This window comes from Desulfomonilaceae bacterium, from assembly GCA_041662605.1.
Taxonomy (GTDB): Bacteria; Desulfobacterota; Desulfomonilia; order Desulfomonilales; family Desulfomonilaceae; genus CAJBEZ01.
Window position 1 is genome coordinate 99,227 of record JBAZSD010000003.1, and the last position, 20,872, is coordinate 120,098.

Consider the following 20,872-nt stretch of genomic DNA (forward strand, 5'->3'; position numbering starts at 1 on the left):
ATCTTATGGACAGAAACAGTCAGAACAAGCTCAAGTCTTGGGATCGACCGGAGGACCGGGTTCAGACATTCTAAACTGTTAGCAGTGAATTGTGAATGACGTCGAGCCATTTTTCCACGTTCACGCCGGCTTTGTGTTCGCCAGTTGATCTGCGGACACCACGGCCCAAGTGTAAAAAGATAACGTTCCCTTCATCGTCAAAAGACCTGTCTATTAGCAAACCCTTCAACGGAGAAGAACATGGAATTTCATCATCAAGCTCAGGCGACCACAATGTGTTGTTGCACGAAAAGATTCCATAACCGGCTTCCCGTAGCCTTACTGTCACATTGTCCCCAACATCCAATCGAGGAAGATCGGGGAAAAAATTTAGCCCCAGATCTTTGAATACTTTGAAATCCACCATATACCCCAGAACGTGAAGCACGCCTTCGGCCGTCCGGGATTTGTCCATGCGTACCCCTGAAGCCTTCACATGACTGTCAATTTTGGATCTCAGGAACGTCAACCATCCACGGTGGCAAGGGCAAGTATCCATGTGCATCAGCATCAAATACCTGGTCGACGGATCTATGAGTCTTGTCCCGATCTCGAGGCCGATGGCGTTGGCGTAACTGCCCCAATTCTTCTGATCCTGCTTCTCCGGAGCCCCTGCGAAAGAGTTACCGGCATCTGGTGGAACTGGTTCAACGCGATTCAGGGCAACATTAACATCATTTCGATCCAGTAGCCGGTTCAGGTTTTCTCTGGGAGAATTGTTGTCAATTACCCAGACCTCATGGTCTTCTGGTGTGAAGTGTCTCACGCCATCAAGACAGGCTTCGAGCAATTCTGTTCCCATACCATTCACAATATGGGAAACAATTATTATTCTAGGCGCTTCCACAGGCTGAACTACTCTTTGTATCACCTCAACGCTGTATACCTTCGAGTCAATAGACAATTCAATATGTCTAGCCGTTCCCTCCATCGATCACTTATCTTTCAACATGGTTGCGCCACCAACAGGCTTGACACCGGTAACCATTATACTGTCACACCAATCGACTCTAAATTCCTGGCAAACGGTTTCGACTATCCATCGTTTAAGAGGGTCATCAGTCAATGGAAATTTGTTGTACCTGGCTACATTTTTTATTTCAAAGCCGACGTGTTTCAGTAAGCTATACAGATCATTCGCCGCCCACGGTGTGATATGTGAAATATCCCGCTGACGAACCGGATGAGCGGCATTTGGCACAGTCGCTATGAATTTGCCGTTTTCCGCCAGTCTTGACAAAGTCATTGCGGCTACATTTACCGCATCCGGAACTTCAAGGTGTTCCAGGACCTGATTTGCTATCACCAAGTCAAAAAACAAATCATCAGGCATGTCGGAAAAAGAACGAAAATCGAAGACTCCGTCTGGGTCAGTGTCGAGACAATAATAGAATGGCGTGACAGCCTTGATCGATTTTTCCAAAGGCTTATGCGCTCCCGCGCCGATGTCGAGAACCCTTGAGTCAGGTAGCAGGAGAGCTGTGATTTCCTCTTGCGGAGAAACAATTCGGAACCCGTGCACAGCGCCAAACCGTTTGAAACATTCAGAGCGCCACTTCATGAGCCGGTTCCAGGAATGGGCGAGCGGATCAGTCATGGGCCCGTTCCTGCGAACCACTCCTCGGATTCAACTGATCAGGCCGACCTCTGTGACGTCCTTCATCGAATGGTATTAGCCGCCAGTCAACTTTCCCGCGGACAATACCTCTGGATCTCTCGGGCCCTATTACAGAGAAAGTTACTATACCGGCGATTCTTTCAAGGGTTTCAAAGGAAGCGGCGTCCCTCGTCGCAAAATGAGCCTCATACGCCCCAGTGGACAAATTATTTTCAGGGTACCACGCTTTGAGAATGTAATGATTCTTTGGTCCTGGTCCTGTCAGGCCATCCTCTTTTGAAACGTTCCATTTACATAGTATTCCCGCAGCGTTAAGAATACCGAGCGAAAACATTGGATGCTCTAGGTCCCGGTTGATCTGAAGATCAACTTCAATTCCAAAGGGGTGTCCTGCATGGAGTTCTTTCAAAGTATCCCCATTTTCGTCAAACATCCGTGCCCCAAAAATGTTGACGTCTTCACTTGAGATACGACTTCTGACTCGATGTTCCAGACGTTTTTGTTCCGAACGAAACACCAGGGTCTCATACGCGTTTATCGCATGCAGAGCTGTACCGTCAGATATAATCGACCCTTGTTCCAGTAATATTCCGCGCTTTGCCACAAATTGAAGTGTTTCGAGGCTGTGGCTTACCAATAGTATGGTTGCGCCGCTTTCACGCATTTCTTTGACCCGCGCAAAACTCTTATTCTGGAATTTCAGGTCCCCAACAGCAAATGTTTCATCGATCAACACGACATCGCTCTTTATGTTTACGGCGACACCAAACCCCAGTCGACTCAGCATACCACTCGAATACATTCGGACTGGTTCGTCAAACCATTCACCAAGTTCGGTGAAATCTTCGACTTCAGGCAGGATGCGCTCGATTTCCGTTTTAGAGAGCCCCATTACAGCGCCCAGGAGGCGGACGTTTTCCCTACCTGTCAGTTCAGTGTGAAGCCCCGCGTTGAGTTCAATCATGGGAAAAATCCTGCCAAATATTTCAACCCTTCCTTTAGTGGGAGTTGTGACGCCAGCCAGCACTTTTAGTAGAGTGCTTTTTCCAGCGCCGTTTCGCCCGACAATTCCCAGAGTCTCTCCCCTGCGGACCTCAAGGTTCACGTCTTTCAAGGCCCAACGTTCTTCCTGGTAGCCGGAACTCCTCCTTTTGATCAGATTCAATCCCCTTTGGACGAACCGAGGCACAGGCAGACCGTATCTTTTCCACAATCCCGTTATTTTTATGGTTACATCGCTAGACATGGGCAAACTTTACAATACATCGGCAAAATAGTCTGAAAGTTTTCGGAATAGCGGCCAAGATAGACTCATGATCACAACCATCATTATGGCGGAAAGAATCAGGGGCTCCAGTTCCGGAGATTGGCCCTTAATTAGTACGGAACGAAAACCTTCTATTATTCCGACCATTGGGTTCAACATATAAAAAGAGCGCCAACTTTCCGGAACGCTGCTTAGAGGATAAATTACCGGAGTTATAAACAACCATGCCTGAGTCAGGAACGGAGTCGCAAAAATGAAATCTTTCCTGAATGTCCCCAGCCCGGCGATCAGTATTCCTATAGCGAACGAGGTTCCGACCATCAAAACGAGCAAAACTGGAATCCACAGGATTACCAAGCCTATTGATACCTTGTACCATATCAATAATAGAGCCAGTATGATCGCGGACATTGCAAAATCAAAAAGAGTAGCGAAGACGGCCGCAAGAGGAAAAACTTCGCGCGGCATTGATATTTTTTTTATGATTTCAGCGTTTTGGATAATACTTGGTCCACAAGCAGCTATAGCGTTGGTAAAAAAAGTCCATGGGACCAGTCCGGTATAGCTGAACAGAATGTACGGGACCCCGTCACTTGGAATGTTTACAAAACCTCTCAACATATTAAAAAGGAGCATCAGAACCAGGGGTTGGATAAACGCCCACCACATTCCCAGAGATGATCGCCTGTAGCGGCTGGTCACGTCCCGCACTACCAGGGCTCGCAAGAGAGTGGCAAATTGACTGAATCTCTGTCCCGTCGCAGATACGTTTATATAAACCCCAGGTTGGTACAAAGTTGTTCCCGGCAAATGGTTACTCCGTCTTTTTCACATAAAAACAGGACTCGAAGTTATTACTACGAGCCCTCTGTAAGTTAGTCCTTGTTCTTGGTCGCTCAATCAGGCTTTATCTCTTGGTCCTTTGTTAGCCTTAAAAAACTCATTAGTCATAAGGTGTGAATAATATCACTCTTTGTCAATTTCAGTTTCAACTTCTTCCGCCTCGGCTTCCCGACGCCGTTTTTTCTCTATGAGCCCAAGGATAAAAATGCCGGTTTCATAAAACAGCAACAGTGGGATAGCCATAAGAGATTGATTTATAACATCCGGAGTTGGAGTCAAGATAGCTCCTATAATGAAGGCCAATACAATGAAGTATCTCCGACCCTTCTTCAAGAAGGCGCTGTCCACCACTCCAAGTAATCCCAAAAACACTATAATTATTGGGGTCTCAAAAACCAAACCGAACGAAAGCATCAGAACCATCACTAGGGAAACATATTCCCTGATTGCGATCATAGGTTTGAGTTCTGCGGTCGAATAACCCAGAAAAAATTTGAACGCGGCCGGGAATACGATAAAATATGCGAACGCCGCTCCCAAAAAGAACAGACAGGTCGCAGCAAAAACAAAAGGAACTGAAAGCTTGCGCTCTTTTTCAAGCAGCCCCGGAGCTATAAACAGCCAGATTTGGTACAGTATGAATGGTAAAGCCACAAAGAGGGCCGTTATAAAATCAACTTTTAGATACACGAAGAAAGGATCCGGCAAACTGGTGAAAACCAGAGATGCGTCTTTGGGTAATAGTTTTATTACCGGAGCCGCCCAGAAGCTGAAAAGCGTTTCAGAAAAGGCCAGGCAAACGAGGAAAATTACGCCTATTCCTATAACGCCTCGAATTAATCTCTTCCTCAGTTCTTCAAGATGATCGAAAAACGACATTCTTGTTTCGTCTTCGCTCACTGCCGTCCTTTCCTTGTGTAGTCTAGGTAGAAAGCAAGATTGGGATTAGAGGGCAGACTTCCCATTTCAGACAAATGACTGCAGCCGAGGATGGGAGTTGAACCCACTATTTCATAGGTAGAATCATCAATCTTTACAGCGTATCCTTTTAGAAAATACAATGAATGAAATAGATCGTCAAGTTTCAAGCCTATTGATACATAGGCCATATGTCCTGAGTTCAACGACAATTGCATTTGTGCATTTTTGGGGAACAGTTGTCACTGTGTGAGTTCTTTCAATTTTACTTTTAACATTTCAACGGGATATCTGTAACCTACAGGCATCAGAATGATTCGATTCAATTTTGTTTTAATTCGAAATGAGTACCGGCGCGTCCCTGCCATCCTGACTTTACTTCTGTGGTTTACCGAAAAGATCCCTCATGCGGATCAACAAGGACAAATCACCGATGGCCCTGTACTCCTGGTCTAGAAACATCTTCTGCCCGTCAGCTTTACCGGCCATAATATCTATCCAAAGATCGAAAGGCGACTCTATGGTCAAATCTGGATTTTCAGTGATCCCTTCGTGAGCCTCGATTTTCCCATTCGAAATCTTAAAGAAGCAGTCCCCCGGAAGCGCTCCGGAGAAGTTGAACTGCATGACAGCCCTCACACTCGCTGCGGACTCTGCGTTAAAGCCCATCGACATGATCATCATGAACGTTTCAATGGAATCGGGACGCGGCGGCAGATTCCTCTGATGAAACTCTTTGGGCGTTAATCCCTCTTGAATACAAGATTTCCAAAAGACATTCGCCAGTCTCGCCATGGGATCAACATCCATGATAGGCTTCGTAATACGCTCCATCGTCGCTTCAGAAACTCTCAAAGAGTCTACCAGTTCATGCCCGGCCTCCTCTGTTGCTTCAAGAATAGCCTTGGTTGCTTCAGAAAATTCCGGCAGCGTCATCATTTCAGACCCCGGACGGTAGATCTCCGCCGTAAGCCTCTCGCCAAACAGGAATCTCACGTATGAAGACAGTTGAGTGAAAACGGTTGATTCCGGGAAGCCCGCGACGGACAAGGCTACTGCTAGTGGCGGCGTCTGCCGCAGTGGATGGGTCGTCTTCCCGTCATGTTGGACAAGGAATGGCTCCAAGACCGGAAGAGTACGTTCAATGAAAGCTTTCATGGTGGCATTCATCGTGAAATGGTACAGCGGTGTCGCATATACCGCAATATCAGCCTTCAGCCATTTAGGGAACAGTTCATTGGTCATGTCATCCATGTGGACGCACATCCCGGGGGTTTTGGTCCAGCACGTGTAACAACCGATGCAATTCCTGATTACCTTCTCACGAAGGTGAACCGTCTCCACATCTGCGCCGGCCTCACGCATACCTTTGACCAAAGCATCCAGCAATAACCGGGTCTTGCTGGTCCCGTGACCTCTCGGACTTGAGTTGAAAGCGATAACCTTCATGGTACTTCTCCTTTTGGGTTGTAATTGAAGTGTGGGCATTGTGTTTCTTCCCACTGAGTTCCGGGGCTGGTTCGTACAAGGGGCGTCAAGAGTCGTGGCCGACGAGCAACGAACCCGTCCACAGTCCGCAAGGGAAGCTGGATCTTTTTTGGAAAGGAGATGAGACCCGCGCTGGTCAGCTAACGGGGGTAAGCCTAGGCGTTTCAGGTAATACCGGGGAAACTGGCGATTGAAGGAAAGCATCGCACCGACGATTATGACAATCGGGACCACGGCACGCGTAACAACCGAGGGATACAGGCTAAGTATAGCGCATGTAGCGAAGACGCCACTCCACACAAAGGTCATAATTCTATTGATGGTCAAAAAGATCGGGCTGCTCCACACCGCTTTGGGAGCTGATTTCTTGGCAAAGTGATATGTAAACGGGTCCATACCGAGGATCGGAGGAAAGAAAGCCGCTATGAACAGGCAGAGGTAAATCCCGGTCACCGCATATTCGGTGATGATCTCCCCGGTTGTCTCGGGCCACAAAGCCAGAGACAAGGTCAGCGCCAGGAAATAGCCACAAATTGTCGAGTGAAAATAGCTCGGCTTGTCGAAACGCGCGGCGAGCCCCAGAACAAACAGGCAGTAAATAAACATCGCGCAGGCTGCGATCAATAAGCTATGGGTATCTCTTCCGAGAGAGGTCCACACTTGGAAAAAAACCAGTGCAGGAAATGGCGCGATGTAGAGAAAAATTCGTAGAAACTTGGTTAGGCCTGGCATTGTTGTTTCCTCAAGAAAATGTTCATTTCACTCTCTCATCCTGATCTTCGTCCAATGCGTCGATTATCTGGGACAGATTGCGAGCCATGTCGTCAAAAACACAAAGACCGAAGTCGAAGCACAAGTACTGAAAGCGGTCCGCATGGGCCTGGACTTGGGGCCGAGCAGCCTCTAACCGTCTACGAACCTGATTCACGGAATCAAGTTGCCTGGTAGTGATTTCCTTTCGCTCTTCGGGAGTAATGTCAGCAAAGAAGAAAAGCCTCATCAAGAAAGAGCTTTTGGGCTGCTCAAGGGCCAACGGTGATTTCAATGATTCGAGGAAAGATTTTCTGCCGGCCTCGGTAATTGTGTAGATTTTGCGGTTAGGGGTCCCATCCTGAATCTCCAAACGTTTCGAGATCAGGCCGTTCTGTTCCATTTTCTTGAGAGCTGGATAGATAGTTCCGTCGCTCAGGCCCGAGAAAAAGGCGAAAGATATCGAAAAGGCTTTCTTCAGATCATACCCCGTCATGCTCTTGCGCACGAGAAAACCGAGCAGAACCGACTGAATATCCATGAGGCCTCCTTTTATTGCATTGATATATATCATGCCGATATATATCAATGCAATAAATTAACTCATTTTATTTCAACGTTGACGGATAGACTGCGATCGTTCTTCGTTAGGGCGGCGCTGGGCCGCCCTCGCCTCATTTGCTAATATCAGCGTCAAACGGGCTGTTGCGTTCAAACCTTCGCCTGCAACTCGTCCGTAGCGTCCACACGTTCACATGTAAATTCTACATCGCTGCGACCGAAGTGCCCGTACGCCGCCGTCTTTAGATAGACTGACTGCCGTAGCTTCAGGTGGTCAATGATGCCTTTAGGCGAGAGCGGGAATACCTCTCGCAAAAGCGCCGACAGAGCGTCCTGCGATAATTTTCCCGTCCCATACGTATTTTCACCATCACCGAGACCGGGTCAACTAGCCCTATGCATTACCCCAACTGCGCCAGACAGTCATTCTCCAGTCCGGCAGCTACGATATTCTTCGCAATGTATCTCGCCATGTACCCCGCGCCGAGCGATCCTCTTTGTAGACACGAGTAACTATGTCGGCCAACCGATTTTTGATCAGAAAGCGCCAATGGACAGGGAGAGAAATTGCTGATAGCCGTCATCACAAAGAACTGCATTCCTTGTCGCGAACAGGAAATCAGGGCCAGCGCAATCGAATATATCGTAAAAATTGTGACCAAATTACGAAAATGAAAGTAATAATCAAAATTCAGCGCCGTCAGTCGATTCTAAGAAACACAAGCTTTAAACACAACAGAGGGGATTATCAACAGTCTCCCTGAAGATCTGGGAATAGGCGCCGCCCACGTTCAGGCCCTAGCCCGCTGATGCGATCTTGTGACTGGATTATAGCCGGCCCCGCGCTTCTTCTGTTGCCCGTCCGTTCGAAAGTTCCATCCCGGCTTTCAGCGCCAAAGCAAGTCTAAAAGCGGCTTTTTCGGCAAGTGATTCAGCTTGTAACATGCACTCAGTTAAACTAATTGGCCCTTGCGTTATGCTTAACAATGCGTGAATTCCATGTTCCAAAATGGCCTCTGCGCCATCGCCCAAACTTCCCGACAAGCAGACCGCAACTTTGTTATATTTTTGTGCCAATTCACCCACACCAATTGGAGCCTTTCCAAATGATGTCTGCGCATCTGTTTTACCTTCCCCTGTTATTACCAGTTCAGCATTCTTCACCGATTCTTCCATTCCAGTTGCTTCTATTACGATTTCTATGCCCGGCCTTAATACTGCGTTGGTAAAATACATTAATCCAGCCGCCATTCCTCCGGCAGCGCCGGCTCCAGGTTTTTCAGCGACATCTTTTCCCGTGAAAGTGCGAGCCACTTCTGCAAATACCCTCAATGCGTTGTCGAGTTCGATTACATCTTCTGGCGAAGCGCCTTTCTGGGGCCCGTAGACTTCTGAAGCCCCATTTGGGCCAAACAAAGGATTGTCAACATCACATGCCACCAATATTGAGGTGTCCTTGATGCGATTGTCTATTCCTGAAAGATCAATGTGTTTCAGGTCAGATAATGCTGCTCCACCAGAAGCAAGCTCGTTCCCGCTAGAATCTAAAAATCTAACCCCTAGAGCAGTGGCCATTCCTGATCCACCGTCATTAGTAGCGCTTCCTCCCAATCCGACAATTATTTTCCTGCATCCATAATCCATAGCCTTAATTATGAGCTGTCCGGTTCCATACGATGAAGAAATCCTAGGATTTCTTTTGTCATCAGGGAGCAAAGTTAGTCCTGATGCGGCGGCCATTTCAATAATGGCCGTCTGCCCATCCCCAAGAATACCCCAAAACGATTTTATCTTATCTCCTAACGGTCCCTGAACGTAACATTGGCGAACGATTCCATTTGTTGCAGCGACCATTGCATCGACTGTCCCTTCACCGCCGTCGGCAATTGGAATTTTTACTATCGATGCGGACTGAAACACTTTTAACAGGCCCGTTTCTATGGCGTTTGCTACCTGAAGAGCTGAAAGACTACCTTTAAACGAATCTGGAGCGATGACTATGCGCATGATTTTCCCGATCAGTGGTAGTGAAGTTGATTGTGGATTCGCCCATTTCAATCAATGGCAGCCAATTAGAAACGACCTATCCAAAATTAGCAAGTCTACGGCTTCATTGAGAAGCCATAAAACGCCAGACTTATATATGGTTCCGGATAACTTTCATTTTTTAAGCGGCAGTTCCGCTTGAAGAGATACCGCAATTCTAATCTCAGCATCATTCATCCACAACATCGTAGTTGGATCATCCCTTAATTCGCGCCTATAACGCTGTTTCCACGCGGATGTGGTTCAGATAAAGCAAGTATTAGAATCAAAATCACGGACGCGTGGTATTGACCTGGGACGAAGGATTTGATGTGACGGTAATAAGAGACGAATATAATGTTTGTCTTTGTCGTCATCGCCGCCGCTTTTATTCTGATTCGTTTAAAGAATCTTATACAGTTATGCCACCGTCGATTTTTTCTCAGACCTTTAATCTTCCTTTTCGATTAGCGACTGACGATACAACGCAAGACAATTCAAATTCCAAACAGACCAGCCAATCCTTATATGATAAAATATAATTGAGATAGGTTGCGACAAAGAAAGTATGATCATGAAGATTAACATCGGAAAGATGTCTATGATGGCTGATCTGAATGATAGCCTCACAGCCCGGAAGATATTTGAGGTATTGCCTTTGACGGCGTCTCTTAATACCTGGGGCGATGAAATTTATTTCTCTATTCCTGTCAATTCTCCATTGGAAGAAACATCCAAAGAGGTTGTAGAGACCGGAGACTTGGGATACTGGCCGCCGGGGTCAGCCTTTTGCATCTTTTTCGGAACGACCTCGCAGTTTTGAGGTGGGGTTTTGATGATTTTCCCCATGCCACAATAGACTTAAACCTCGGTTCAGGTTTCATCAAAAATGAGAGAGATTCTAAGCATTCTGCTAGGCTTCCTGCCCTGGATTGTTTTTGGGGCTATTTCCGGGCCATCCCTGTTCAGGTTGAAGGCCGCCATAATCGCAGCCCTAGCCCTGGTGCTGGTCATGGGCTACAAACAGCTGTCCAAGGGGTTCATCCTGACCTGGGGCTCGCTGTTCTTTTTCGGCTTCAACCTAGTCATGGTGGTGCTATTTGAAAACTTCTGGGTGATCAAAAACCTGGATATCCTGACCAACGGGAGCCTGGCGGCCATCGCCTGCGTGTCTATTTTCCTGGGCAAACCTTTTGTCCTGCAATATGCCCGAGAGACTGTGCCCCCCGAGCGGCAGGCATCCCCAGTTTTCTACCGGAATTGTTGGACCCTCTCGCTAATGTGGATGGTGATATTTCTAATCGCCGCGGGCATGAGCGGGGCGAAAACTTACGGCTGGTGGGAAGGCGGGATCGGCTATCAGGCGGTATCCCTGGGTTTGATCGGGTCGGGACTGTGGCTCAACCATTGGTATCCCCAATATGTGGCCCGTAGGACAAAGACAGGAGTTGACCCGGATCGTCCTGGATGATTTCGGATTAAATGGGCAGAGTATTTCAGGATTGGACCATGCCCTTAGCTCCGTAAAAGTTACTGTCGAGGTAGACACGCACGCAATGACGGTACGATTGAAGATCTGAGAATCCCAATACCGGCGGTTGAAGCGGTATGAAAACTCAGCCAGGTAGCGGTCGAGATACTTTTCACTGACACCGTGATGGACACCGCGTATGTTTCCTGGCTCATCCGGTAAGTGCGCGCGTGACAATTCCTAGAAACCTCCAAGGGGATGGAAAATCTCACTCTGAGACCTCAAACCCGACCTTCCCCTCAATTGTCTCCCAATGCCCTGACGCTGGAACAGTCCACATGAAAAGGTCTATTTATTTCAAGGCAAATCTTTGGAAATCAAAGATCACTTTATCGATTCTTTGAGGGCCTTTGCTGCGGTAAACTTTGGAACTTTGGTTTCCGGGATGTTGAGTTTTTCCTGGGTGCGGGGATTCAAACCTGTCCGAGCTTGTCTGACAATCACGGAGAATTTTCCGAAGCCTGGCAATGAGATTTCGTCGCCCGCAACCAACACGTCGGAAATAGCTGAAAAGACCAGATCGATCGATTCTGAAGCGAGTCTTTTCGTCATCTGGCCCTTCTCTGCAAGTTTGTCCACCATTTCAGCTTTTGTCATGTCCGTTCCTCCCTCGAAATTGTAATCGTATTCCGCCAAGAATATGAGTTGGGGCTATATAAGACATGACCGCAGAGGGTGTCAAGAGAAGACTATGGGAAATATGAGGTTGGGGCAAGTTCTTGGATTAGACTAGGTTGAGTTTAGCCCATAAAAAGCTAAACCCACTGTTGCGGTGGCGGGTTTAACAGAATTCGATGAATGGAAGTTTGGCAAGATTAAAGAATCTGAGGCGCTTCGGCTTCTGCCGATTTATTTTCCAACCGGAAATCTCCGGATTCGTAATGGCCGACACCGTAAAATCTAACAGGTTTCAAGCCAACAGCGAAAACATTCAAAAGCAGAAAAATTTCTTATGCGAAGGTAACAAAAAACACTTTCCTTCGCCCAGATGTCAGCGCCGCCACAAAGACATTAACGACAGGCCGCCCCGACAGGCGGTTGTGCTATAAACATACAGAGAGCACGCAAAAGTCACTTTCAACTGGCCCAAGCCGTTAGGCTGTCGCCTTTTATTAGGAGACTCAAGAAAGCGGTTTTGTACGAGGCAAGCGTTCTGCTTTTGCGGGCGATTATGGTGAGGTAGTCCGAGTCAAAATAGTGACCCAGGGTTATAAACTCCAATTTTCTCTGTTTTAGAATAGAGAGATTCTGGACTATGGTGGCAAAGGATACGCCCAGCCCCATCTCTACATAAAGAGAACTCAGATCTACGTTGGAAGACTCCATAACCACTCGATAGTTCAGACCAAGCCCCTGGAGTCGTTCTTCTACGTCAAGGCGACCCGTATGCGGTGGATTCTTGGGGTTCAGGATAAGGGGATACTTGACCACATCATCCAAGGTCACTCTTTTCAGCAAAGTCAAAGGATGTCCCAACGGAACTATCAAGACTGTATCCACCTTTTCCCATCGCCATGAGATGAGGTCATGGGGCGCCGCAGACTCCAGAACAAACCCGAAATCTACCTCACCGCTCCTGACAAGCTCAATTACCATTTTCTGTGGGCGGTCCAGAATAGTTAGTTGAACCTCCGGGAATTGACCAAGATACTCCTGGAGAACTGCAGGGAATAAGTGATAGAGGGTCGTGAAGGGCGCAGCCACACTCAGGGTACCTCTTTGAATTCCCTGGAGATCATGCAACGATTCACTGACTGACTCGTACTTTTCTAAAACCTCTTCTGCAAACCCGAAAAACTTCTCTCCTGCGGCGGTGAGCCGCAGTTTTCTACTTCCAATTCTCTCAATCAACAGACAATCCAGCTCTTCTTCCAGCCTCTTTATTTGCTGGCTCAATGCGGATTGAGTCCTGAACGTGGCTTCGGCGGCCTTTGTGAAGCTTCTCAGTCGAGCCACGTGATAAAACCCTCTGATTTGCTGCCATTCCATACTGAATAAGATATCATAATGAGATTCATTAAATATATTAATTTTACTTATCAAAATATCACTTCTATCGTTGTCTCAAAAAAGAATGTTCCAACAAAGGGGCGTTGCCATGAAAGATTCTTTGAGATCAGGTTTGACGTTTCAATTCAGGTTCACGGTTCCTGAAAACAAAACCGTGCCTTTCCTGTTTCCAGAATCCTTAGAGTTCCAGATGATGCCAAAAGTATTGGCGACAGGATTTATGGTCGGACTGTTTGAATGGGCATGTATCGAGGCCGTCAACCCACACCTAGACTGGCCGAAGGAGCAAACGGTGGGTATTGGAGTCAGCCTGACGCATTCTGCCGCAACACCACCGGGACTTACCGTTACAGTGAAGGGAAAGCTCGAAAGGGTAGAGGGGCGTAAGTTGACTTTTTCTCTGTCGGCGGACGACGGAATCGAGGAAATTTCTAAGGGAACACATGAGAGGTTCGTGATCGACGCTGATAGATTTAATGATAAAATCGCTATGAAAACACGCGGAATAGGCAAACCTCAATTGAGGCGGTAACCGCCTAAACGACTTCAAGATCTCAATCTATCGGCCAATGGTAACAGTTTTGGGATTAACGACCAAGCATTTTTTTGAACTATGTGAAATAGTACACAGGCTACTGGTTCTCACCATTTTGGGTAAGACAGGAACTTTCCGTTTTACCTTGGATAGCTTTTACGGAAAGATTCAAATTATCAAGGACTGAAGATTAGAAGAAATCAAAAACTCCTGAAAATGGTTATCGAAAGAGAATTTGAGCTGCAATGGGTTCAGCCGTGAAGAAGTCGGCCAATTTATTTTGGGCAGTGTACACTTTTGAAACCAATTTGCTCCTTAATATAGATTTGTTGTAACAATTTATGTCATTTTATATTGAATATTGTTTGTGTATGTCCAATCTATATTCCTATCATCGCTTAATTCGCGTCTGGAACGCGAATTAAGCGATGATTTGATTCAGGCAAGGGGGAAAACATCAGAAGAAAAAATAAATCGCGTGGTTTTGACCAGGGATAGCAAAATCGACAACTGTTAGATTAATAAACTCTTCCGGACATATACGTATCCGTCCATTATGATGCGAGCAGTTCGTCCAAAACTTGCCTTGATTAAACGTATACCGCCTTGGTTTGATTCTACAACGGTGTTAATGGGAAATACTCCCGACGGGTTTCCAATACGTATGAGTTCCGTTGTAAATATAGATTTGGAAACAAGATCATTCACCACAGTGCCGGGAATACGGGCTGCAGTACCAGTACACACCGCCGCAGTGCCAGCATAAGCCTCGTGCATATTTTGCTCAAGCATCTGTCTTGCCACAATATCAATTGAGTCGGCTGGAATTACTTGTTTCGTGGTAAATGAAGTATAATTCTGAGGTTCACTTAAAAAAACCACAAAGGGAATGAATGGACTATCTTCAGTAGCCTTACGCCAGTCATCGACAAATCCTATTCTTTGAGCGGCAATCGAGCGGATTTTCTCAAGAACAATCAATTTCTCAGGCAAATTCTTTATTTCATTTGGGCTCTCTGTCCCCTTTAAGCCTATGGAAATTGCTCTAACAAATACTATCGGATTCCCCGAGTCTATTATTGAAACATCCAAGTTGCCAATGCCATCTATTTTGAACGTATCCTGCGCATTACCGGTGGGCAAAATTTTACCTGTCGCGGCTCCAGCAGAATCACAAAAATCAAGTTCAATACGTGCGCCGGTTCCAGGGACACCTGATATTTGATAGGCGCCTTCAATTACAACTTCATCATCCATCACAGGTATATCTGCTTTGAGTATGCGATTGAAATTGGTCAAGTGCATGCGAACTGAAGTAAGAGGTTCCTTTTTGTCGATTAGTCCCAAATGTATGGCAACCGGGCCTACTCCGGCGGAGATGTTCCCGCAGTTGCCAGAATAATCAACATGAGCCTCATTTATTGATACCTGACCAAAAGTGTAATCTATGTCTGCGTCAGGTCTGGTGGGAGGCCCTAAGATAGCGACTTTGCTAGTTAGTACAGTGGCGCCACCTAGGCCATCAATTTCCCGAATATCAGGACTACCAAAGATGGCCAGAATTATTTTATCGCGCAAAGCTGTGTCAGTAGGCAATTGTGACCGAAGTAAATAAACGCCACGACTATTCCCTCCCCGAGCAATCACCGCTTTCACCATTATTTGTTGAGGTTCCATTCCAGCGAACTCCCGAGCCTATTTTTTGATATCAGGGTCGGTCAAAATAATGGAGAGTTGAAGTGTTTCTTTGCTTCAATTTCAGCTTCAAGATTGTCTGAGCAAAAGTCATTCAGAAATTCTTCAGGGTCTGCCCATTCATCGCCGATTATTCCAGGAAGATCTATTTCAGGTTCAATTCCAGTGGATCCAGCCAACGAGATGAAAACCTGTTTCTTTAGTTCTGACATGATTCAATCTCCCTTTTAAAACCAAATGGAACGAATCACTATCACAATATACACCTAAGGCTCACTCACGGCGACAAATTTTCTCCCCATGTGTCAATTTTAACGGAGGATAACTTTTACTAATGAATAATCCTTACATTGGCACGAGCGTCGACAGGCGCTGAACAAGTAAATCATCTGGATACCTATCTGAATTGATGCGCAGCCCAGATCGGGCCAGCCGGGGTATTAAACAGCGATCCTTTTTAGCAGCCACGCCATGTTTTTGCCGAGGTTTTTCATCCCGGCTATTCCCTCTTCGTCTTTTTCAACTTCTCCCTTATTTTGGCCAAAGGCTACATTCCAGTGGATCGATCCTGGAACAATCATTTCGTTGATAAAGAAAAAATGGTTTATTGTATCGAAGGCGTGAATCGAGCCGGCCCTCCTTGCCACGACCACGGCTGCGCCGGCTTTTAATCTGAACATATTATCATTGGCCCTGGCCACCATTCCGGATCTATCAATCAGGCCTTTCATTTCTGCTGAAACATCGGCGAAATATGTTGGAGAGCCAAGAATTATTCCGTCAGCTTCTATCATCCTTTCAATGACATGGTTCACATAGTCTGTGGCTACTGAGCACTTTTTGTCTTTGTTTTCCATGCACTTATAACAAGCGATGCACCCCCTGACCTTCTTACCGGCCAATTCTATCAGTTCGGTCTGAATTCCTTCCTTTTCTAACTCTGCAAGAACGTATTTGATTAACGCTGAGGTGTTCCCTTCTTTTCGAGCGCTCCCGTTAATCGCCAATACTTTCATAATGATCTCCTTAGGTTATTGATATATAATCCTTTAGGAGACGTTGCGGAGGATATCTTGTTGTTGTGATTCAGGCCACGGAATCTCGTCGGCACTGGCGTTGCCGGGCATTGCGTGTGGGGCTCATTACAATAGTAATAATTGCCTGTCATGAACGTTTGCCACATCTCTCGCAATTCATGACCTGCTATGACTCTTCTTCATTTCCAGGACGGCCTGTTTGGTGAACTCAAGGACTGTGTCAAGACGTCGAATTACCACCATCGGCAATATTACATCACGATATTTGCCTCTGACATAATGGTATCTGAGCACATTGTCCACTATGGCCCAAATGAAATTTGCTATCCAAGTAAGTGCGTGGAACATTTTCCATTTTCCAATTTTCCAGTTATCAAGTTGAAAGGTATTTTGCGTAGAAGGGTAATATGCGATTTATTCAGTGTTAGACCTCAATCAAGATTTCTTTCAGAGCGTTCCACGTTCCTGTCTCGGTTTCTTTTCTCCTTATATGTAAACTCAGTTTATTCCCACGTATACTTATAAAATTATATTGCCAAGGAATAGCTGGAACGAGTTCTTCCGGTGGAGCCCCGAACGTTCCGGCTCCAATCGTCAGAAATGATCCAATTTTTTCATGGCTATCTCGATGGATATGCCCCACAAGCGCTATCTGCCAACCCGCTTCCCGGAGTAATTCTATAAACTTTTGATCCTTGATTCCGTCGTCTAGTTCCTGTGAAAGCGGATGGTGCCAAACCACAATTTTGAGCCACTTATCATCCAAAATATCGCGCTCAAGTTGTCCAATCCCTCTAATAAGGGCAGTTCGGTTGATGCTTGCTAGTCTTGGATGATCTCGATCCTCTTCATATGCCGAGTTAAGGCCCATGATCATGACCTTCTGATCGGGAAATTTTTCCACAGTTGCTTGTTCATCGTAGTTGCAAGGATATTCCTTCTTCTTAACACTCCAATAGAACGACCGAAACTGACCAAACTTGTCACTATCTGAATTCCTGTCAAGATCATGATTGCCCGGAACGATTACCAATCTATCTCGACTAATGCCGTATCTGTTCATCAATTTATCAAGGAAACGCTCTAGAGGATCGTACCCAATGGCTCCGCAACCCTGATAAACCATATCCCCTGACAACACAATGGCGTCTATTCTTGGCGGTTTCAGCTTTCTTTCTATGTCCAGGAACAATAGTACATATGGTTCATCTGCCGTTGTCTCTCCTCGAAAATGCAAGTCTGACAAGTGCAAAATGTAAAATTCCACATCCCATGGAATCAGGTTCTGGTCGTAACACCCAAACTTGTTTTGAAGATCAGATATTAGATTCAGAATAAGTAAGTCCTGAGTCTCTCTTAGCAACGGTCGAAGACGTTCGATAAGACATTGATCACCGTTTGTCCCCAAGCACTTAGCAGCCTTTTTTCGTATAAGCCAGGTTTGGTGTTTCAACATCGCAAGAAGCGATTCCCTAGCTTCTTCACATCCAAGTTCACCTAGGAAAAGAGACAATCGGATTTTTTGGGGTTCTCTGGCTTTCGCCAGAATGTCGATGAGACTAGCCACTGCTTGGGGTGAACCAAGCATCGATAGTGTCTTGAGAATTCTTACATACAAAGGACTGTTGCTATCAGTGCGGCTGAGCAATTCATTGAGAGTATTTACAGCGTCCACTTTGCCAAGTTTTCCTAGTGATTCTAAAACAGCTAAGGCTACCGAGGGTTCCGGATCATCAAGTAGACTAATTAAATGTGGGAAGGATTTGCCTGCATCCATGTCGCCTAGAGCTGTTGCCGCAGTCGCCCTGACTGACGGTTCATTGTCTCGTAGGGCGCCACTGAGTGGATCAACACTATCCTCGGTATCAAACGCTCTCAGCCCCCAAGCAGCGTTACGGCGTGTAACGGGATTTGCACTCCTTAGTTGACCGATGAGGATATCAAGTGCTTTCTTACTTCCCAGACGACCTAACGCTCTAGCGGCGCTCTCTCTAATTAAAGGATGATCCCTGAATAAGCATTCCAGTAACGGTTCTTCTGCTAGGGGGCTCCCAATACGCCCTAGGGCTTCGCCTGCCCCTCCTACAACGTGCCAATTAGGGTCGGACAAGAGATGGATCAGTGGTTCTAGAGCGTCTTCACTGCCAATGACACCTAGCGACTCTGCGGCCTTGTGTCTTACATTGCCATCAGAGTCATTCAAGACCTTTATTAAGGCTGATATCACACGTTCGCTGTTCAGGCCTCTCAGCGATTTGGCTGCACCCCAGCGAGCTTTCGAATTCCGACTCCCAAGAGCGCCTAGGAGTATGTCGGCTGCGGGGGCAATATCAATAAGTAGCATTGCGTCAGCGGCGTTCTCAGGAACCGACGGATAATCGTCAAATAACGCCCGGGATAGGGGCAGGCTTGCCAGAGCTAAACCGGTCATACCTAGGGCCACGGCTGCGCTTTCTCTAACCGTAGGGTTACGGTTTCTTAGTTCCGCTTCAAGTAATGGGATGGCACCTTCAGCCCTACTTTCTCCTAATAAGTAAATTTTAACCCTTTCAGGAAAATCCTGGCTCCACAATGACGCAATAGTCTTTTCCTGAAACTCGGCTTTGACAGCGCCCGCAATTCTAGCCGCTAACACCATATCTACCTGGTAGGCCAGTTCCAGCAATCGTGATGGCAATCCATAATCTTCTGAAAGCTGCGCCACTAAGCAAATTGGTTCAGTCCATTTGGGATAATTCAACCAATTACTTCTGAGATCGTCATCAGCCAGAGAGGGTAGTAATCCTAAGAGGTACTCAGCAGCGAAATATTCCTGCAACAGTTGATGCGGGAATCCGATAGATCCGTCAGTATCCTTTTCGAGTATGTTGTACTTTAGAAAGTCGTCGAGAAATTTTTCCGCAGATTCACGGGGACCACCCCATTTTTCTTCTTCGAGGTAGTTAGTGAGAATATGGACTGCCTTTTGTCTATCGACATTCGTTAGCAAGAAGTTTGGCGCATTCCCTTGGATCATCCGGTAAGCCAGTTGGCTGAGCAACTCCTTCCACATCCGTCTATAATTTAGATCCCCCCTGAGTTCCTGGTCCGTGTATGATGTGTAGTCGTCGGCCCACTCTCTGAATATAGTCCCTAGATTATGAGGTATACGATTCTCTTTCCTGAAAACTCCACACAACCTTTCAAGAAGGAACGGATTCTGGGTCAAGTTCGGCGATAGATCCCGCAACTCAGAAATCATTCCTTGTACGTTGGAGCCTGCAAAGTTTCGTACAAATAGATCGATCTGGCTTCTAGACAATGGTTGCAGATTCAACAGTGTCTTGATCTTCAGGAAGCCGACATTTTTGCGATAACGGCTGGTAAAGATCATTGGCATGGAATTCGAAAACTCTTGGAGGAATCGTGCCAAATCTCGTTCAGCGTCCTCGGACGGGAGTTCGTTTAAGCCATCGAATAGTAATATTAATTTACCAGATATCAGGGCTCCTTTGACCAGATCTTCAGTGAAGTTTGTTCCGTATTGGCTAATGGACGAGATGATCAAATTGACTATGTTCGCAGATCGGCTCAGCAATTTCAAATGAACTAGGACAGGGATTAAGGAGGCTTCATTTTCTTTTGCCCTAGTGGCTTGTTCCAACATGAAACGGCCCAGAACGGTTGTTTTGCCTATCCCAGGCTTGCCTAAGACTAGAGTACCCCCCGTGCGGCATTTGAGCAGCGCTTCCAAAGCGGGTAGTCTTTCTTCACTCACCTCAGACGATTCATTGCTTTCTGTGAAAGTTTTTTCATTGTTTTCAAAGGTAACAACAGCGACATCTGTAGTCACATATTGGCCCTCTGATTCAGAGTATTCTTACAATATTCGATCAATGTATTTGGCCCATTGTTTCATATAAAGTTGAGGCCAGTGGTCGATAGTGGACGCCAATTGTTCAAACCACCCTTTCTTGTTCCTCGTTCCGTAACTGACAGGCCACGATTTCCTCGAAAACTCCATATTGGGCCCAGTCGGTTGAGGTTTGCAAGTATGAACCAAATTTGGGAGATTGAATATGCCGAATTCAGGAGAGTTTAGGAAGGATTTTCTCAAACACTAAAATTTGAGATGCCCCCAAATCAAACTTGGCTACCGACATGACGTAGTCAACCGCGTCAACTTGTATGTTAACTCGGAATGGAAACTTGGTAGTCATAGTCCCCAAGAAAGAAGTCGTAGTCCCTGTCACATGAGAGAATAGATCCGGGGGTTGACTCATTCTATGTCGTCAAGTCGCTTCAAAGAAGCGCAAAAAAACTTTTTACTGCAGCAAGGGTGCAGCAAAAATATTATAATGGGGCATGACTAAGTCATAACATATTGGAATCACTGGAGCCGAGGATGGGAGTTGAACCCACGGCCTGATGATTACGAATCATCTGCTCTACCACTGAGCTACCCCGGCCCCGATGGAGAGTGAGGACACCACTCTCCGCAGCGTCAGAAAAATAGAACAAAGTGTTGTATTCTGTCAACCTTTGCGGAATTTCGAGAACCGTTGGGCTTTGACAG

18 protein-coding genes, 1 tRNA gene and 1 pseudogene are annotated in these 20,872 nt (G+C 46.4%); 3 read left to right on the top strand and 17 right to left on the bottom strand.

The features are described from left to right. Positions 1-70: 70 nt before the first annotated feature. The 9 genes and pseudogenes from WC647_03310 to WC647_03350 all read right to left on the bottom strand — a co-directional run bounded on the left by WC647_03310 (position 71) and on the right by WC647_03350 (position 9,491). A complete protein-coding gene (locus WC647_03310; GenBank protein MFA6221322.1) occupies positions 71-970 on the bottom strand; it encodes a hypothetical protein in 900 nt (299 codons plus the stop codon). Between the two features lie 3 nt (positions 971-973). Continuing rightward, positions 974-1,636, bottom strand: coding sequence for a methyltransferase domain-containing protein (locus tag WC647_03315; GenBank protein ID MFA6221323.1), 663 nt, complete (start codon positions 1,634-1,636; stop codon positions 974-976). Beyond that, positions 1,629-2,903 (bottom strand): ABC transporter ATP-binding protein, encoded by a 1,275-nt coding sequence (locus tag WC647_03320; protein ID MFA6221324.1) that lies wholly within the window; start codon positions 2,901-2,903, stop codon positions 1,629-1,631. The genes WC647_03315 and WC647_03320 overlap by 8 nt, the downstream gene beginning before the upstream one ends. Positions 2,904-2,912: 9 nt before the next feature. Next, entirely contained in the window at positions 2,913-3,734 is an 822-nt protein-coding gene (locus tag WC647_03325; protein ID MFA6221325.1) for an ABC transporter permease, read from the bottom strand. Between the two features lie 156 nt (positions 3,735-3,890). Further along, the gene (tatC, locus tag WC647_03330; protein MFA6221326.1) at positions 3,891-4,667 is read right to left on the bottom strand and encodes a twin-arginine translocase subunit TatC; all 777 of its coding nucleotides are present in this window, start codon (positions 4,665-4,667) and stop codon (positions 3,891-3,893) included. Positions 4,668-5,060: 393 nt separating this feature from the next. Then, positions 5,061-6,905 carry an NAD(P)H-dependent oxidoreductase gene (locus WC647_03335; protein ID MFA6221327.1) on the bottom strand — a complete coding sequence of 615 codons (1,845 nt, stop codon included), beginning with the start codon at positions 6,903-6,905 and terminating at the stop codon, positions 5,061-5,063. A gap of 22 nt (positions 6,906-6,927) precedes the next feature. Next, a complete protein-coding gene (locus WC647_03340) occupies positions 6,928-7,464 on the bottom strand; it encodes a PadR family transcriptional regulator (protein ID MFA6221328.1) in 537 nt (178 codons plus the stop codon). 170 nt (positions 7,465-7,634) lie between these two features. Further along, positions 7,635-7,835, bottom strand: a pseudogene (locus WC647_03345) (methionine adenosyltransferase domain-containing protein). A gap of 477 nt (positions 7,836-8,312) precedes the next feature. After that, positions 8,313-9,491: a glycerate kinase gene (locus WC647_03350; protein MFA6221329.1), complete on the bottom strand. Its 1,179-nt coding sequence runs from the start codon at positions 9,489-9,491 to the stop codon at positions 8,313-8,315. Positions 9,492-10,083: 592 nt separating this feature from the next. Between WC647_03350 and WC647_03355 the strand changes: the two genes are divergently transcribed. Together WC647_03355 and WC647_03360 are read left to right on the top strand one after the other, a co-directional pair. Continuing rightward, complete coding sequence (locus tag WC647_03355; protein MFA6221330.1) at positions 10,084-10,332, top strand: cyclophilin-like fold protein; 249 nt, start codon at positions 10,084-10,086, stop codon at positions 10,330-10,332. Between the two features lie 66 nt (positions 10,333-10,398). Beyond that, a complete protein-coding gene (locus WC647_03360; GenBank protein ID MFA6221331.1) occupies positions 10,399-10,980 on the top strand; it encodes a hypothetical protein in 582 nt (193 codons plus the stop codon). A 384-nt stretch (positions 10,981-11,364) separates the two neighbouring features. Here the strand turns inward: WC647_03360 and WC647_03365 are convergent, their stop codons facing one another. Together WC647_03365 and WC647_03370 are read right to left on the bottom strand one after the other, a co-directional pair. Next, on the bottom strand, positions 11,365-11,637 hold the full coding sequence (locus WC647_03365; GenBank protein ID MFA6221332.1) for an HU family DNA-binding protein: 273 nt from the start codon (positions 11,635-11,637) through the stop codon (positions 11,365-11,367). Positions 11,638-12,117: 480 nt separating this feature from the next. Beyond that, entirely contained in the window at positions 12,118-13,029 is a 912-nt protein-coding gene (locus tag WC647_03370; protein MFA6221333.1) for a LysR family transcriptional regulator, read from the bottom strand. Between the two features lie 109 nt (positions 13,030-13,138). Between WC647_03370 and WC647_03375 the strand changes: the two genes are divergently transcribed. Next, positions 13,139-13,582: a thioesterase family protein gene (locus WC647_03375; GenBank protein MFA6221334.1), complete on the top strand. Its 444-nt coding sequence runs from the start codon at positions 13,139-13,141 to the stop codon at positions 13,580-13,582. A 516-nt stretch (positions 13,583-14,098) separates the two neighbouring features. Here the strand turns inward: WC647_03375 and WC647_03380 are convergent. The 6 genes from WC647_03380 to WC647_03405 all read right to left on the bottom strand — a co-directional run bounded on the left by WC647_03380 (position 14,099) and on the right by WC647_03405 (position 20,765). Further along, positions 14,099-15,262, bottom strand: coding sequence for a PrpF domain-containing protein (locus WC647_03380; protein ID MFA6221335.1), 1,164 nt, complete (start codon positions 15,260-15,262; stop codon positions 14,099-14,101). 41 nt (positions 15,263-15,303) lie between these two features. Continuing rightward, the gene (locus WC647_03385; GenBank protein MFA6221336.1) at positions 15,304-15,492 is read right to left on the bottom strand and encodes a hypothetical protein; all 189 of its coding nucleotides are present in this window, start codon (positions 15,490-15,492) and stop codon (positions 15,304-15,306) included. A 228-nt stretch (positions 15,493-15,720) separates the two neighbouring features. Then, complete coding sequence (locus WC647_03390; protein ID MFA6221337.1) at positions 15,721-16,296, bottom strand: flavodoxin family protein; 576 nt, start codon at positions 16,294-16,296, stop codon at positions 15,721-15,723. Positions 16,297-16,473: 177 nt separating this feature from the next. Continuing rightward, entirely contained in the window at positions 16,474-16,665 is a 192-nt protein-coding gene (locus tag WC647_03395; GenBank protein MFA6221338.1) for a type I restriction-modification system subunit M N-terminal domain-containing protein, read from the bottom strand. Between the two features lie 76 nt (positions 16,666-16,741). Then, positions 16,742-20,149: a HEAT repeat domain-containing protein gene (locus tag WC647_03400; protein MFA6221339.1), complete on the bottom strand. Its 3,408-nt coding sequence runs from the start codon at positions 20,147-20,149 to the stop codon at positions 16,742-16,744. 541 nt (positions 20,150-20,690) lie between these two features. Continuing rightward, positions 20,691-20,765 (bottom strand) — tRNA-Thr (locus tag WC647_03405). Positions 20,766-20,872 lie beyond the last annotated feature (107 nt).